At 67.7% G+C, this 13476-nt stretch carries 12 protein-coding genes; 5 read left to right on the top strand and 7 right to left on the bottom strand.

The features are described 5' to 3' along the window. Nucleotides 1-37 precede the first annotated feature (37 nt). Nucleotides 38-1561, bottom strand: a complete 1524-nt coding sequence (gene glpD / locus APZ15_RS01285; RefSeq protein WP_027789187.1) for a glycerol-3-phosphate dehydrogenase — start codon at nt 1559-1561, stop codon at nt 38-40. 162 nt (nt 1562-1723) lie between these two features. Here glpD and APZ15_RS01280 point away from each other — a divergent pair, with 162 nt between their 5' ends. Next, nucleotides 1724-2092 carry a hypothetical protein gene (locus APZ15_RS01280; RefSeq protein WP_027789188.1) on the top strand — a complete coding sequence of 123 codons (369 nt, stop codon included), beginning with the start codon at nt 1724-1726 and terminating at the stop codon, nt 2090-2092. Nucleotides 2093-2180: 88 nt separating this feature from the next. Here APZ15_RS01280 and APZ15_RS01275 read toward each other — a convergent pair whose 3' ends face one another. Further along, entirely contained in the window at nt 2181-2378 is a 198-nt protein-coding gene (locus APZ15_RS01275; protein WP_021160166.1) for a hypothetical protein, read from the bottom strand. A 303-nt stretch (nt 2379-2681) separates the two neighbouring features. Continuing rightward, nucleotides 2682-3461 carry a DeoR/GlpR family DNA-binding transcription regulator gene (locus tag APZ15_RS01270; protein ID WP_027789189.1) on the bottom strand — a complete coding sequence of 260 codons (780 nt, stop codon included), beginning with the start codon at nt 3459-3461 and terminating at the stop codon, nt 2682-2684. A 219-nt stretch (nt 3462-3680) separates the two neighbouring features. Between APZ15_RS01270 and APZ15_RS01265 the strand changes: the two genes are divergently transcribed. The 3 genes from APZ15_RS01265 (at nt 3681) to APZ15_RS01255 (ending at nt 7053) form a co-directional block, all read left to right on the top strand. Further along, nucleotides 3681-5321: a gamma-glutamyltransferase family protein gene (locus APZ15_RS01265; RefSeq protein WP_027789190.1), complete on the top strand. Its 1641-nt coding sequence runs from the start codon at nt 3681-3683 to the stop codon at nt 5319-5321. A 327-nt stretch (nt 5322-5648) separates the two neighbouring features. Next, on the top strand, nt 5649-6476 hold the full coding sequence (locus tag APZ15_RS01260) for a ferritin-like domain-containing protein (protein ID WP_027789191.1): 828 nt from the start codon (nt 5649-5651) through the stop codon (nt 6474-6476). A gap of 70 nt (nt 6477-6546) precedes the next feature. Beyond that, nucleotides 6547-7053 (top strand): hypothetical protein, encoded by a 507-nt coding sequence (locus APZ15_RS01255; RefSeq protein ID WP_027789192.1) that lies wholly within the window; start codon nt 6547-6549, stop codon nt 7051-7053. Here APZ15_RS01255 and APZ15_RS01250 read toward each other — a convergent pair. The 3 genes from APZ15_RS01250 to APZ15_RS01240 all read right to left on the bottom strand — a co-directional run bounded on the left by APZ15_RS01250 (nt 7047) and on the right by APZ15_RS01240 (nt 10706). Next, nucleotides 7047-8489 (bottom strand): DEAD/DEAH box helicase, encoded by a 1443-nt coding sequence (locus APZ15_RS01250; RefSeq protein ID WP_027789193.1) that lies wholly within the window; start codon nt 8487-8489, stop codon nt 7047-7049. The genes APZ15_RS01255 and APZ15_RS01250 overlap by 7 nt on opposite strands. A gap of 134 nt (nt 8490-8623) precedes the next feature. Then, nucleotides 8624-9922, bottom strand: coding sequence for a c-type cytochrome (locus APZ15_RS01245; protein WP_021160171.1), 1299 nt, complete (start codon nt 9920-9922; stop codon nt 8624-8626). Nucleotides 9923-9941: 19 nt separating this feature from the next. Continuing rightward, nucleotides 9942-10706, bottom strand: coding sequence for a c-type cytochrome (locus APZ15_RS01240; protein WP_027789194.1), 765 nt, complete (start codon nt 10704-10706; stop codon nt 9942-9944). Between the two features lie 373 nt (nt 10707-11079). On the opposite strand from APZ15_RS01240, the gene APZ15_RS01235 reads away from it, so the two are divergent. Further along, a complete protein-coding gene (locus APZ15_RS01235) occupies nt 11080-12012 on the top strand; it encodes a CopD family protein (RefSeq protein WP_027789195.1) in 933 nt (310 codons plus the stop codon). 214 nt (nt 12013-12226) lie between these two features. Here APZ15_RS01235 and dgoD read toward each other — a convergent pair whose 3' ends face one another. Next, nucleotides 12227-13375: a galactonate dehydratase gene (dgoD, locus tag APZ15_RS01230; protein ID WP_027789196.1), complete on the bottom strand. Its 1149-nt coding sequence runs from the start codon at nt 13373-13375 to the stop codon at nt 12227-12229. Nucleotides 13376-13476 lie beyond the last annotated feature (101 nt).

Below are 13476 nucleotides of genomic sequence, written 5' to 3'. Positions count from 1 at the left end.
AGTCAACGTCGGTACGGCAACTGCTACTGCATTCGGGTCAGGCCTGCGGCGCGTGCGCGGCGGCGAACCACGCGTCGACCGCGGCCGTCACCGCGTCGAGCGTGCCCGGCGCGACGTGCAGGCCGAGCTTCGAGCGGCGCCACAGCACGTCCTGCGCGCAGGTCGCCCATTCGGTGTCGCGCAGGTAGCGCAGCTCGGCGTCGTGGATGCCCGGGGCGATTTCGGTGCCGAGATCGGCGAGCGACTTCGCGCCGTCGATCACGCGCTCCGCGCGCGTGCCGTATGCACGCGCATAGCGGCGGGCGAGCGCGGCGGGCAGCCACGGGTGGCGTTTCGCGAACGCGGCGGCGAACACGTCGAACTTCGCGTTCGCGATGTCGCCGCCCGGCAGCGCGACGCCGGCCGTCCAGGTCTTCGCGTCGCGGCCGAGCGCGCGGCTCAGCATGTCGCCGGCTTCTTCCGCGAGCTTGCGGAACGTCGTGATCTTGCCGCCGAACACCGACAGCAGCGGCGCACCCGCGCCTTCGTCCATTTCGAGGCGGTAGTCGCGCGTGACGGCCGATGCGTTCGCGGCGTTCTCGTCTTCCAGCAGCGGGCGCACGCCCGAGTAGGTCCAGTGCACGTCGGCCGGCGAGATCTTGCGCTTGAAGTAGCGGTTGATCGAATCGCACAGGTACTGCGTCTCGTCGCGATCGATCGCGACCTTCGCGGGATCGCTCGTGTATTCGACGTCGGTCGTGCCGATCAGCGTGAAATCGTGTTCGTACGGAATCGCGAAGATGATCCGCTTGTCCGGGTTCTGGAAGATGTACGCGTGATCGTGATCGAACAGGCGGCGCGTGACGATGTGGCTGCCCTTCACGAGCCGCACGCTGTGATGCGCGCCGCGGCCGAGCGCGCCGTGCAGCAGTTCGCCGACCCACGGGCCGGCCGCGTTCGCGATCGCGCGCGCATGCACGACGCGGATCGAACCGTCGGCGTTCTGCAGCCGCGCTTCCCATTCGTCGCCGCGACGTTCGGCGGATACCAGCTTCGTGCGCGTCAGGATCTCGGCGCCGCGCTCCTTCGCGTCCAGCGCGTTCAGGACGACGAGGCGCGCGTCGTCGACCCAGCCGTCCGAATAGACGAAACCGCGCTTGATCGAATCGATCAGCGGCGCGCCGGCCGCATGGCGGCGCATGTCGATGCCGCGCGAGCCGGGCAGCAGTTCGCGTTTCGCGAGGTGATCGTAGAGGAACAGGCCGAGACGGATCAGCCAGGCCGGACGCAGGTTCGGCATGTGCGGCATCACGAAACGCAGCGGCCCCATGATGTGCGGCGCCGCGCGCAGCAGCGTCTCGCGCTCCTGCAGCGCCTTGCGCACGAGCCCGAACTCGTTGTACTCGAGGTAGCGCAGGCCGCCGTGAATCAGCTTCGTGCTGCACGACGACGTGTGCGACGCGAGATCGTCCTGCTCGCAGAGCAGGACCGACAGGCCGCGGCCGGCCGCATCGCGCGCGATGCCCGCGCCGTTGATGCCGCCGCCGACGACGAGCAGATCGTAGCGATTCGGTTGGGTCACCTGCTGTCCTTATCGTCTGAGGGAAATGGTTGAACAGAAAATGTTCGAATTCGAAATTTAACGAACGAAATCGAAAAAGTAAAGTTCGATAAAGCGGGGCCAGTAGCGCGCCGTGCGATCCCGGACGATACTGGCGGAATCGACCGTTTCGCGAGGTGAATCATGCGTATTGGGATGTGGGCCGGCGTGTGCGCCGTCCTTCTGGCGGGGTGCAGTGCCGGTATGCCGCCGCTCGTCGGCAACTGGCGCACGCCGTCGTTCGTCGACCTGCAGACGTCGTGCGGCGGCGCGGCGCGCGACTGGGGCGCGGACGCGCAGCCGGTCTATTCGACGCTGTACGACGCGTATGTGGCGAAACGGTATCGCGGGCTGACCGAAGCGAACTATTGTGCGTTCGTAAACGAACTTTCGACGCACTACGCGGCGCCCGACGCGGCGGCGCGTGCCGGCTGGATCGCGTATTTCAACGGCGCGCGCGCGCAGGCCATCAGCTGGCGGGCGGCGGTCGATCCGACGCTGCGCGGCGGCTGACGCAGCTGAGGGCGACGAGGCGGGGAAGCAGGAACGGCCGCGCGGCCCGGATTCCGGGCCGCGCGGTCAGGTCGGCAACGGTGTGGTTTTACGAATAGCGGTATTTGATGGATCGCAGCGCGGCGTCGCCGGTTTCGGTCACGCAGTATTTGCGCCCCGATCCGAGCCCTTCCAGGCGGACGAGCTGCTGTTCGAGCAGTGCGTCGATTTCGTCCCGATCCATCGAGGTTTGATCGGGAGCGTCCTTCACAAGCAATAGCGTGGCGAATTCATGCGGACTCAGCATCGTTCTCTCCATGGCGACCAGTCAGCCCGCGCGGCCGGCGCACCTGCCGACGCGCGATACCCAGCGGGGTATGGTTTGGGGGGAAAAGCTGCATTCGCCGGCCATGCCATTCGTCCGCGCCCTGGCACAGGCGGAACGGTCGGACGGGCCGGGGAACTGGAGTCTAGTCGAGCATGCGGGCAACCACAAATCGTGCCCCGTTAATTTTCCGTTTGACAGCCGGGCCCCGCGCAAGCGGTTTGCTCGCAGCGCCAACTTCTTGATTTCACTTGAAGTTTCGGGTGCGGTGCAGCATCGCGGCCGTCACTCCGCGACGTACACCTGCGTGCCGGCGGTCGCCACCGCGTCGGCCATCTCCGGCGGCAGCGGCTTGTCGGTGAAGAGTGCGTGCACCTGGCTCAGGTGGCCCTGGCGCACCAGCGCCGGGCGGCCGACCTTCGAATGGTCGGCGACGAGGTAGACCGTGCGCGCATGCTGCATGATCGCCTCGGCCACACGCACCTCGCGCGTGTCGAAGTCGCGCAGCGTGCCGTCGGCCTCGATCGCCGACGTGCCGATGATCGCGTAGTCGACCTTGAACTGGCGGATGAAGTCGATCGCGAGCTCGCCGACAATCCCCTTGTCCCACGGCCGCACGATCCCGCCCGTGATCAGCACCTCGCAGTCGGGGTAGCCGCTCATCATCGACGCGACGTTCAGGTTGTTCGTGATCACGTGCAGCCCGTGGTGGCGGTTCAGCGCGCGTGCGACTTCCTCGGTGGTCGTGCCGAGGTTGATGAACAGCGACGCCTGGTCGGGAATGTGCGACGCCGCGAGCGCCGCGATGCGCCGCTTCTCGTCATGGAACATCCGCTGGCGCGCCGTATACGACACGTTCTCCGAGCTGGTCGGCAGGCTCGCGCCGCCGTGATAGCGGCGCAGCAGGTTCAGGTCGGCGAGCCAGTTCACGTCGCGGCGGATCGTCTGCGGCGTCACCGCGAAGTGCGCGGCGAGATCGTCGACGGTCACGAAGCCGTCGCGCTGCACCCATTCGAGCAGTTCCTGCTGGCGCGCGTTGAGGGTGAGGCGGGGATCTCGGGTCATGGCTCGGTGGTCGTGTCGTGAGACGGAGCGGGTATTGTAAGGGCGGCAACGCCGTTAGGCCGGTATGGCCGGCAGGGGCGCCTGCAATTCATGCGGAAATTGCATTGATTCATGTGACAAATGAATTTGTGCGATTGCGCTGATCGCGCTGCAATGGCGGACTGCCCGCGCGCGGGTGCGCGCCCGGCGCTTCATTCAGCTTTCGACGAGGTGGAACCGATGACTGGCTTCAACTGGCACAACCCGTATCCGACGACCCGCATTCCGGTGTTCGCGCGCAACGTCGTGTCGACGTCGCACCCGCTCGCCGCGCAGGCCGGGCTCCGGATGCTGTGGAAGGGCGGCAACGCGGTCGACGCGGCGCTGGCCGCCGCGGCTGCGATCACGGTCGTCGAGCCCGTGTCGTGCGGGCTCGGCGGCGACGCGTTCGCGCTCGTGTGGGACGGCGAGCGGCTGTCCGGGCTGAACGCGTCGGGCGTCGCGCCGGCTGCGTGGAACGTCGACTATTTCCGCCAGCGCCACGGCGAGGCGGCGAACGGCATCGCGAACAAGCCGACGCGCGGCTGGGACACCGTCACCGTACCGGGCGTGATCGCGGGCTGGGAAGCGCTGCATGCGAAGTTCGGTTCGCTGCCGTTCGCGGACCTGCTCGAACCGGCGATCGAGATCGCGGAGCGCGGTTATGCGGTGCCGCCGATCGTCGCGCACAAGTGGGCGGCCGCCGTGCCCGAGCTGCAGGGGCTGCCGGGCTTCGCGGAGACCTTCATGCCGCGCGGCCGCGCGCCGCTCGTCGGCGAGCGCGTGTGCCTGCCCGGTCACGCGCAGACGCTGCGCACGCTCGCGAAGGAGGGGGCCCGCGCGTTCTACGAGGGCGCGCTCGCCGAGCGCATCGCCGCGTTCTCGCGCGAAGGCGGCGGCGCGCTGACCGCGGCCGACCTGCAAGCGTACCGGCCGGAATGGGTCGAGCCGATCGGCAAGCGCTTCGGCCGTCACACGATCCACGAGATTCCGCCGAACGGGCAGGGCATCGCCGCGCTGATCGCGCTCGGGATCGCCGAGCACGCGGGCGTGACGGAATGGCCGGTCGATTCGGTCGACTCGCAGCATCTGCAGATCGAGGCGATGAAGCTCGCGTTCGCGGATGTCTATCGCTACGTCGCCGATCCGCGCGCGATGGAGGTCACGCCCGAACAGATGCTCGACGACGCGTATCTCGCCGAACGCGCGAAGCTGATCGATCCCGCGCGCGCGACGCACTTCGGCGCCGGCCGGCCGCATTCGGGCGGCACGATCTACCTGTCGGCGGCCGACGAACGCGGGATGATGGTGAGCTTCATCCAGTCGAACTACATGGGCTTCGGTTCGGGGCTCGTCGTGCCCGGCACCGGCATCGCGCTGCAGAATCGCGGGCACGGCTTCTCGATGGACCCGGCGTCGCCGAACGTCGTCGCGGGCGGCAAGCGGCCGTTCCACACGATCATCCCGGCGTTCGTCACCGAGGAGGCCGACGGCCGCACGCAAGCCGTGATGAGCTTCGGCGTGATGGGCGGCGACATGCAGCCGCAGGGGCACCTGCAGACCGTCGTGCGGATGCTCGGCTACGGGCAGCAACCGCAGGCCGCCTGCGATGCGCCGCGCTGGAAGGTCAACCGCGACTTCACGCTCGACGTCGAGGCCACGATGAATCGCGCGACCGTCGATGCGCTGGCCGCGCGCGGCCATACGATCAAGTCGATCGACGATCCTTACATGGATTTCGGTTCCGGGCAGTTCATCTGGCGTCTCGACCGCGACGATCGCGAGCGCGGCTACGTGGCCGCGAGCGACAGCCGGCGCGACGGCCTGGCGGCAGGTTTCTGACGGATTGCGGCCGGCTTTCACCGGCATTTCCAGCGCTTCACGGGCGGCCGGACGGCCGCCCGTTTCGTTTGTCGCGGCCCGTATCGTCGAGCGGGCGCAAGCGGTTTGAAGGACTCGTCTAACGAACGGCAACAGATGTCGTGGAACTGCGCTTGTCAGGTATGGTCAGTGCTCTGGAGCACGAACGTCAAAGTCCGGCTAAGATGCCAGCATGGTTCGGCCGGACCAATCCACTATAAACGCAAGTAAAACGCCGCCTGCGGGTCGGTCGGCGCCTGTGCCGAAGGCATGGGCCGGCGCCCGTGCGACGACTGGGAGCGCACCACCATGGACACCAAAACGACGCATGTGATGCCGTGGCGCATCGAGGACATCGACCTGAACCGGATCGATCGTCAGCGTGCCGCCGCGAACGAGGATCTGTTGCTGCTGCTGTGCGCGTCGTCGTTCATCGAAAGCGGTTCGGATCTCTACACGAGCAATCTGAGCCAGTTCTTCAACGACGATCCGGAAGTCTCCGCATGGCTCAACAATGCATGGGAGCACGAAGAATTGCAGCACGGGCGCGCGCTGAAGGCGTACATCGCGCACGTGTGGCCGGAGTTCGACTGGGATACCGCGTTCGCGAATTTCTTCGCCGAGTATTCGCTGACCTGCAAGGTCGAGGCATTCGAGAAGACCCGCGCGCTCGAGATGGTCGCGCGCTGCGTCGTCGAGACGGGCACGGCCACGCTCTATCGCGCGATCAACGAATGCTCGGACGAGCCCGTGCTGAAGGAAATCACCGACAACATCCGCACGGACGAAGTGCGTCACTACAAGCACTTCTTCAAGTTCTTCAAGAAGTACAACCAGCTCGAAGGCAACGGCCGGCTCGCGGTGCTCGGCGCGCTCGCGCGCCGCGTGATGGAAATCAAGAACGAGGATTCCGAGATCGCGCTGCGCCACGTGTTCGCGGTCCGCTATCCGGATCGCGTCGGCGACAGCCAGTACAACCGCGAGCGCGCCGCGCGCATCAGCAAGCTGGTGCGGCGCAACCTGTCGGCCGACATGTGCGTGAAGATGCTGCTCAAGCCGCTCGACCTGCCCGCGAAGATCCAGCCGGGCGTCCACTATCCGCTCACGAAGATCACGCGGCACGTGTTCCTGCGCTGATCGCCGCGGCGCGGCCCGTCGCGCGTATGCTGCGGCTTGTTCATCCGCTTTTCACCGGGGCCACGCCATCATGACCGATACCCATCGCCACGCGCTCGAACAATGGACGTTCGATGCGTGGCCGCCGGCCGTCGTCTCGCTGTTCGACGGCACGGCGCTCGAGCGTCATGCCGACCTCGCCGCATCGCTGATCGTCGCGACCGACGACGGCCAGTTGCGCACGACGCTGCTCGGCGTCGGCGAGATCTATGCACACGATGCGCGCACGCTGCTGCTTGCGCTCTGGCCGCAATCGCGTGCGGCGCGCGCGATCGCGCAACGGCGCGCGGCCGCGCTGACGCTCGTCGCGGACGGCGCGTTCTTTCAGGCGCAATTGACGATGGAGCCGCTCGAAGGGGACTTCGGCGGGCTGGCCGGATTCGCTGCGACGATCGCGCACGGCGATGCGCAGCGGGTCGGCTATGCGCGTCTCGCGACAGGCGTCACGTTCACGCTGGAAGGGGAGCGCGCCGCGGTGCTCGAGCGCTGGCAACGCCAGGTCGAGCACCTGCGGCGCGCGGCCGCGCGGCTTCAGTGACCGCGCTGGCCGCTGCGCGACGAACGGTTGCGGTTCGGGTGCGCAGCGTTGCCGTTCGCGGGGCGTGCGCCATTGCCGCCGCCCGCCGGGCGTCCGCCGCTGCCGCCGGCGCCGCCTTGCGTGCGCGGCTTCGCGGCCTTCTGCTGCGATGCTTTCGGCTGTGCGTTGCCGTCGCGTTTCGCGGCCGGCTGGCCTGAGCCGCCCGCACGCGGCTGGCGATTGCCGCCACCGCCGCCACCGCCGCGCGGCTGCTGTTGCCCGCGGCGCTGCTGGATCGGCTCCGGCTTCGCGTTCGGATCGGGTTCGAAGCCCGCGATCACTTCCTGCGGAATCTCGCGCTTGATCAGCCGCTCGATGTCGCGCAGCAGCTGCTTTTCGTCGACGCACACGAGCGACACGGCTTCGCCGGTCGCGCCCGCGCGGCCCGTGCGGCCGATCCGGTGCACGTAGTCTTCCGGCACGTTCGGCAGGTCGAAGTTGACGACGTGCGGCAACTGGTCGATGTCGATCCCGCGCGCGGCGATATCGGTCGCGACGAGCACCTGCAGCGTGCTGTTCTTGAACTCCGCCAGCGCGCGCGTGCGGGCCGACTGGCTCTTGTTGCCGTGGATCGCCATCGCGCTGATGCCGTCCTTCGTCAGCTGCTCGGCAAGCCGGTTCGCGCCGTGCTTCGTGCGCGTGAACACGAGCACCTGGAACCAGTTGTGTTCGCGGATCAGGTGCGTGAGCAGTTCGCGCTTGCGGTCGCGGTCGACCGGGTGGATCTTCTGCGCGACGCTCTCGGCGGTCGTGTTGCGGCGTGCGACCTCGATCAGCGCGGGCGAATCGAGCAGGCTGTCGGCGAGCGCCTTGATCTCGTCGGAGAACGTGGCCGAGAACAGCAGGTTCTGGCGCTGCGGCGGCAGCTTCGCGAGCACGCGCTTGATGTCGTGGATGAAGCCCATGTCGAGCATCCGGTCGGCTTCGTCGAGCACGAGGATGTCGAGGTCCGACAGGTCGATCGTCTTCTGCTGCATGTGATCGAGCAGGCGGCCCGGCGTCGCGACGACGATGTCGACACCGCGCTTGAGCGCGTCGATCTGCGGATTGATGCTGACGCCGCCGAACATCACGGTCGAGCGCAGCTTCAGGTACTTGCTGTAGGCACGGACGCTTTCCTCGACCTGGGCGGCGAGTTCGCGCGTCGGCGTGAGGATCAGCGCGCGCACCGCGCGCTTCGCGCCGCGATGCTCGGCGTAGAACGTGTGCAGGCGCTGCAGGATCGGCAGCGTGAAGCCTGCCGTCTTGCCGGTGCCCGTCTGCGCACCGGCGAGCAGGTCGCCGCCGCCGAGGACGGCAGGGATCGCCTGCTGCTGGATGGGAGTCGGCGACGTATAGCCGAGCTCGTTGACCGCCTTGACGAGCGGTTCGGCCAGGCCGAGAGATTCGAAAGACATAGATACCACTCTTCAGTTTTATGATCGGCGACGTCTCGCGCGGCCCGCGCGGGAGGTGACATCGCAAATTGCAAAATGCAAAAGGGCGCGGCCGCGGTTTCCCGCAGCCGCGCCCCGTGTTTGTCAGCCGCTTCTTAGTCGAGCGGCGCGGAACGCAGGTCGCTCACCTGTTGCGGTGAGATCGGCGTACCGTTGTTGCCCCACGACATCCGGATATACGTGACGACCGCCGCAACCTCCTGGTTCGACAGCGACTGTGCGAACGGCGGCATCCCGTACGGACGCGGATTCTTGAACGTGCTCGGCGGATAGCCACCGTTGAGCACCATGCGGATCGGGTTGACCGCCGATTCCATCACGATCGAGTGGTTGCCCGCGAGCGGCGGATAGGCCGGCGGCTTGCCCGCGCCGGTTTCGGCGTGGCAGGTCGCGCAGTTGTCCGCGTAGATCTTCTTGCCCTGGTCGAACAGCGCGTTGCCGAACTGCTTCGACGGTTCGTACTGCATGTTCTTCGGCGCTTCAGCCTTCTGCGGGATCGACTTCAGGTACGTCGACATCGCGCGCGTATCTTCGTCGCTCATGTACTGCAGGCTGTTGTGCACGACGTCGGCCATCGGGCCGAACACCGCGCCCTTGTTCGACACGCCGGCTTGCAGCAGGTCGGACAGCTCCTGCACGTGCCAGTCGCCGAGGCCGAGTTCCTTGTCGTTCGTCAGCGACGGCGCATACCAGTTCTGCAGCGGGATCAGGCCGCCCGCGAAGGCTGCCGAGCTCACCGGGCCGCCCATCATGTTGATCGACGTGTGGCACATCGAGCAGTGGCCGAGGCCCTCGACGAGGTACGCACCGCGGTTCCATTCGACCGACTTGGTCGGATCCGGCTTGTACTCGCCTTCCTTGAAGAACAGCGTGCGCCAGCCGATCAGCAGGTTGCGGTTGTTGAACGGGAACTTCAGTTCGTGCGGACGGCTCGGCACCGACACCGGCGCGACCGAACGCAGGTACGCGTAGATCGCGTCGGAATCCGCGCGCGTGACCTTCGTGTAGCTCGCGAACGGGAAGCCCGGGTAGAGCAGGCTGCCGTCCTTCGAACGGCCGGTGTGCATCGCGCGGTAGAAGTCGTCCGACGTCCACTTGCCGATACCGTCCTTGTCGTCCGGCGTGATGTTCGGCGTGTACATCGTGCCGAACGGCGTCGCCATCGGCAGGCCGCCCGCGAACGACTTGCCGCCGCGCACGGTGTGGCACGCGATACAGTCGCCGACGCGCGCGAGGTACTCGCCCTTCTTGATCAGCGCAGCCTGGTCGGCCGGCGTGGCCGCGACGGCGGCAGCGCCGTGCAGCGTGTCGTTGCCCGGCCACAGGACCGGCACGAGGGCGGCGGCCGCGACGATCGCGACAGCCGAGAGTGCAAACAGGGACTTGCGTTTCATTGTGTCTGTCTCCCTTGCCTTATTGCGGTTCGCTGCCGCAGGCGAGCGGAGTCTTCATCGAACGCGCCGGAGCCGGCACGGGGTTGGCGGGCGCCGGTTGCGCGGCGAGCCATGCGGTCACGGCCGTCACGTCTTCGTCGGAAAGCTTCGAAGCGACTTCATGCATGCAATCGGGCGCCTTCGCGTGGCGGTTGCCCGAGCGCCATGCACCGATCTGCGCGCTCAGGTAGTCGGCGTGCAGGCCGACCAGGCCCGGGATCGCCGGCTGCATGCCGGTGAGCGTCGCGCCGTGGCAGGCCACGCAGGCCGGCAGCTTGCGGGACGGGTCGCCTTGCGTGACGAGCTGCTTGCCGCGCGCGAGCGTCGCGGCCGGCAGCGTCGGCTTCGCCGGCGTCGGGTACGGCGGGCGTTCGGCCGAGAAGTGCTCGGCCATCTCGCGCAGGTAGTCGTCGTTCAGGTACGTCAGCAGGTAGTTCATCGGCGGGTACTTGCGCCGGCCGTCACGGAAGTTGACGAGCTGGTTGTACAGGTACTCGGCCGGCTTGCCGGCAAGACGCGGGAAGTAGTCGTTGTCCGTACCCTGGCCATGGACGCCATGGCAGGCCGTACAGCCGCGCACGCGCTCGGCCATGGTATCGGGTGCCTTGAGCGGCGCCTGCTGGGCGTGCGCTTGCTCCGTGGGCTTGGTCTGCGCTTGGGCAGCGCTCATAAGGCCCGCGCCGCCGAACATCAGAACGGCGAGCAGCGGACGGAAGAGGCGTCTTGAAGACACACGAGACTCCATGTTTATTCGACGGGGACCTGTCCGGGCTACGATCGGCTCGGCGCATGACGGCAAGGCAGCCGGGCTGCTGCGACGCGGCATTCTATCATCGATGGGTAATGACGGCTATTTGGCAAAAGGACATCGGTTCCTGTCCGTTTGCGACTTGCGACAATTTGACGCGCATTGCGCCGCACCTGTGTGAACCGGCGTGCGTTTTCACCATCGAAGACCGTACACTCGCGGGTCGCGCGGCGCCGCCTCCGCCGCAGGTCCAGTCATTTCTCCCGTTTCCGGATTCATCGATGACGTTTTCTACCGTGCCGTTGCCTTCCTCACGCTGTCCGTCCCGTTGCCGCTTCGTCGGCCTGCCGCTTTCGGGAGGGTGTGCGCGATGAAGTTCGACAGCTTGTGGATCGGTCAGGTCGCGCTCGCGGCGCTGATGGACGGCGCGTTCGCGATGGCGGTCGGCTCGGCGCTGCTCAAGGCATGGCTCGGCAAGGACGGTGCACGCCCGGTCGTCGCGCCGTCCCATCCCGCGTGGCTGCGCGCGCAACATTCGCTGGTTGCGGCGGCGCTGGCGCTGGTGCTCGCGGATCTCGGCTGGCTCGTCTACGAGGCCGCGACGATGAGCGGCGCGGGGCTCGGCGGCGCGTTCGCCGCGATTCCCGTGATGCTGACGCAGACCCATACGGGCTTCGCATGGAGCGTCGCGTTCGCCGGCGCCGTGGTGCTCGCGATCGTCGCGCTGGCGAAGCCGGAAGGTCCGGCCGCGCACGCGGTGCTGTGGCTCGCGGTGATCGTGGTCGCGGCCGGCAAGGCCTCGCTCGGCCATGCGGCCGATACGGGCGCGCTGTCCGCGGCGGTCGGCGTGCAGACGCTGCACCTGCTCGCGACCGCCGTGTGGGGCGGCCTCGTGCTCGCGGGCGGGCTCGCGGTGCTGCCGGCGCTCGGGTCGTCGGTTGCGCGCGGCGCGCTGATCCGCATCGGCCAGCACCTGTCGCGTACGTCGATCGTCGCGGTCGTGTTCGTGCTCGGCACCGGCGCGCTCAATGCGATCCGCGGGCTCGGCGGCTCGCTTGCGCCGCTCGACGGCAGCACGTGGGGGCGCGTGTTGCTGCTGAAGCTGCTGCTCGTCGCGCTCGCGCTCGTGCTCGGCGGCCTGAACCGTTTCTCGGCGCTGCCGCGCCTGCGCCGCACCGCGTCGACCGAGGATGCGCACACGTTCCGCAACATCCTGCATCTCGAGGCGCTGACGATGATCGGCGTGTTCGTCGCGGCCGCGGTGCTGTCGTTCAGCGTGCCGGGGTTCGCGGCGCTCGGCTGACGGCCGGTTGCGCGCGGCGCGACGCAAGGCCGCCGACGCGCATCCGCCACGTGCATTCGCCATGTGCGCGGCGCCGCGCCGGGCATGCAAAAACGGCTGCCTGTCGGGCAGCCGTTCTCGTATCGATACTTGCCGCGACTCAGCGCGACTCAGCGCGACTCAGCGCGACTCAGCGCGACTCAGCGCGACTCAGCGCGCACGCCGCGCATCGCGCTCACCACTCGGCGACGCTGCCGTCCGCGTGTCGCCATACCGGGTTGCGCCAGCGGTGGCCCGTCTTCGCCATCTCGCGCACCTTCTCCTCGTTCACGTCGATGCCGAGCCCCGGGCCCTGCGGGATCGCGACGAAGCCGTCCTCGTAGTGGAACACCTCGGGATTGCGCAGGTAGTCGAGCAGGTCGTTGCCCTGGTTGTAGTGGATGCCGAGGCTCTGCTCCTGGATGAACGCGTTGTAGCTGACCGCGTCGAGCTGCAGGCACGCGGCGAGCGCGATCGGGCCGAGCGGGCAGTGCAGCGCGAGCGCGACGTCGTAGCTCTCCGCGAGCGTCGCGATCTTGCGGCACTCGGTGATGCCGCCCGCGTGCGACGCGTCGGGCTGGATGATGTCGACGTAGCCGCCTGCGAGGATGTGCTTGAAGTCCCAGCGCGAGTAGAGCCGCTCGCCGAGCGCGATCGGCGTGTTGGTCTGGTTGACGATGTCGCGCAGTGCCTCGGCGTTCTCCGACAGCACCGGCTCCTCGATGAACATCAGCTTGTACGGGTCGAGCTCCTTCGCGAGCACCTTGGCCATCGGCTTGTGCACGCGGCCATGGAAGTCGACGCCGATTCCGACGTGCGGGCCGACCGCGTCGCGCACGGCCGCGACGTTCGCGATCACCTGCTCGACCTTGTCGTAGGTGTCGACGATCTGCAGCTCCTCGGAGCCGTTCATCTTCACGGCCTTGAAGCCGCGCTCGACCACCGCGCGCGCATTGTTCGCGACGTCGCTCGGCCGGTCGCCGCCGATCCACGAATACACCTTGATGCGATCGCGCACCTGGCCGCCGAGCAGCGCATGCACCGGCACGCCGTGATGCTTGCCCTTGATGTCCCACAGCGCCTGGTCGACGCCCGCGATCGCGCTCATCATGATCGGGCCGCCGCGGTAGAAGCCCGCGCGGTACATCACCTGCCAGTGATCCTCGATCAGCAGCGGGTCGCGGCCGACGAGGTAGTCGGCCAGCTCCTGCACGGCGGCCTCGACCGTGTGCGCGCGGCCTTCGACGACAGGCTCGCCCCAGCCGACGATGCCCTCGTCGGTTTCGATCTTGAGGAACAGCCAGCGCGGCGGGACGACGAAGGTTTCGAGGCGGGTGATTTTCACGATGCGTGGCTCCAGGATTGACCGGCGCGGGCAGTCGGGCGCCGCGCGCGGTCGCGTGCTTTCGCGGTTATCCTAGCGCAGGCCGATAAAAAATAGTATTA

The sequence above is a fragment of the Burkholderia cepacia ATCC 25416 genome, assembly GCF_001411495.1.
Classification (GTDB): domain Bacteria; phylum Pseudomonadota; class Gammaproteobacteria; order Burkholderiales; family Burkholderiaceae; genus Burkholderia; species Burkholderia cepacia.
The sequence above is the reverse complement of the archived record's forward strand: the minus strand, read 5'-3'. Positions and strand labels throughout refer to the sequence as shown.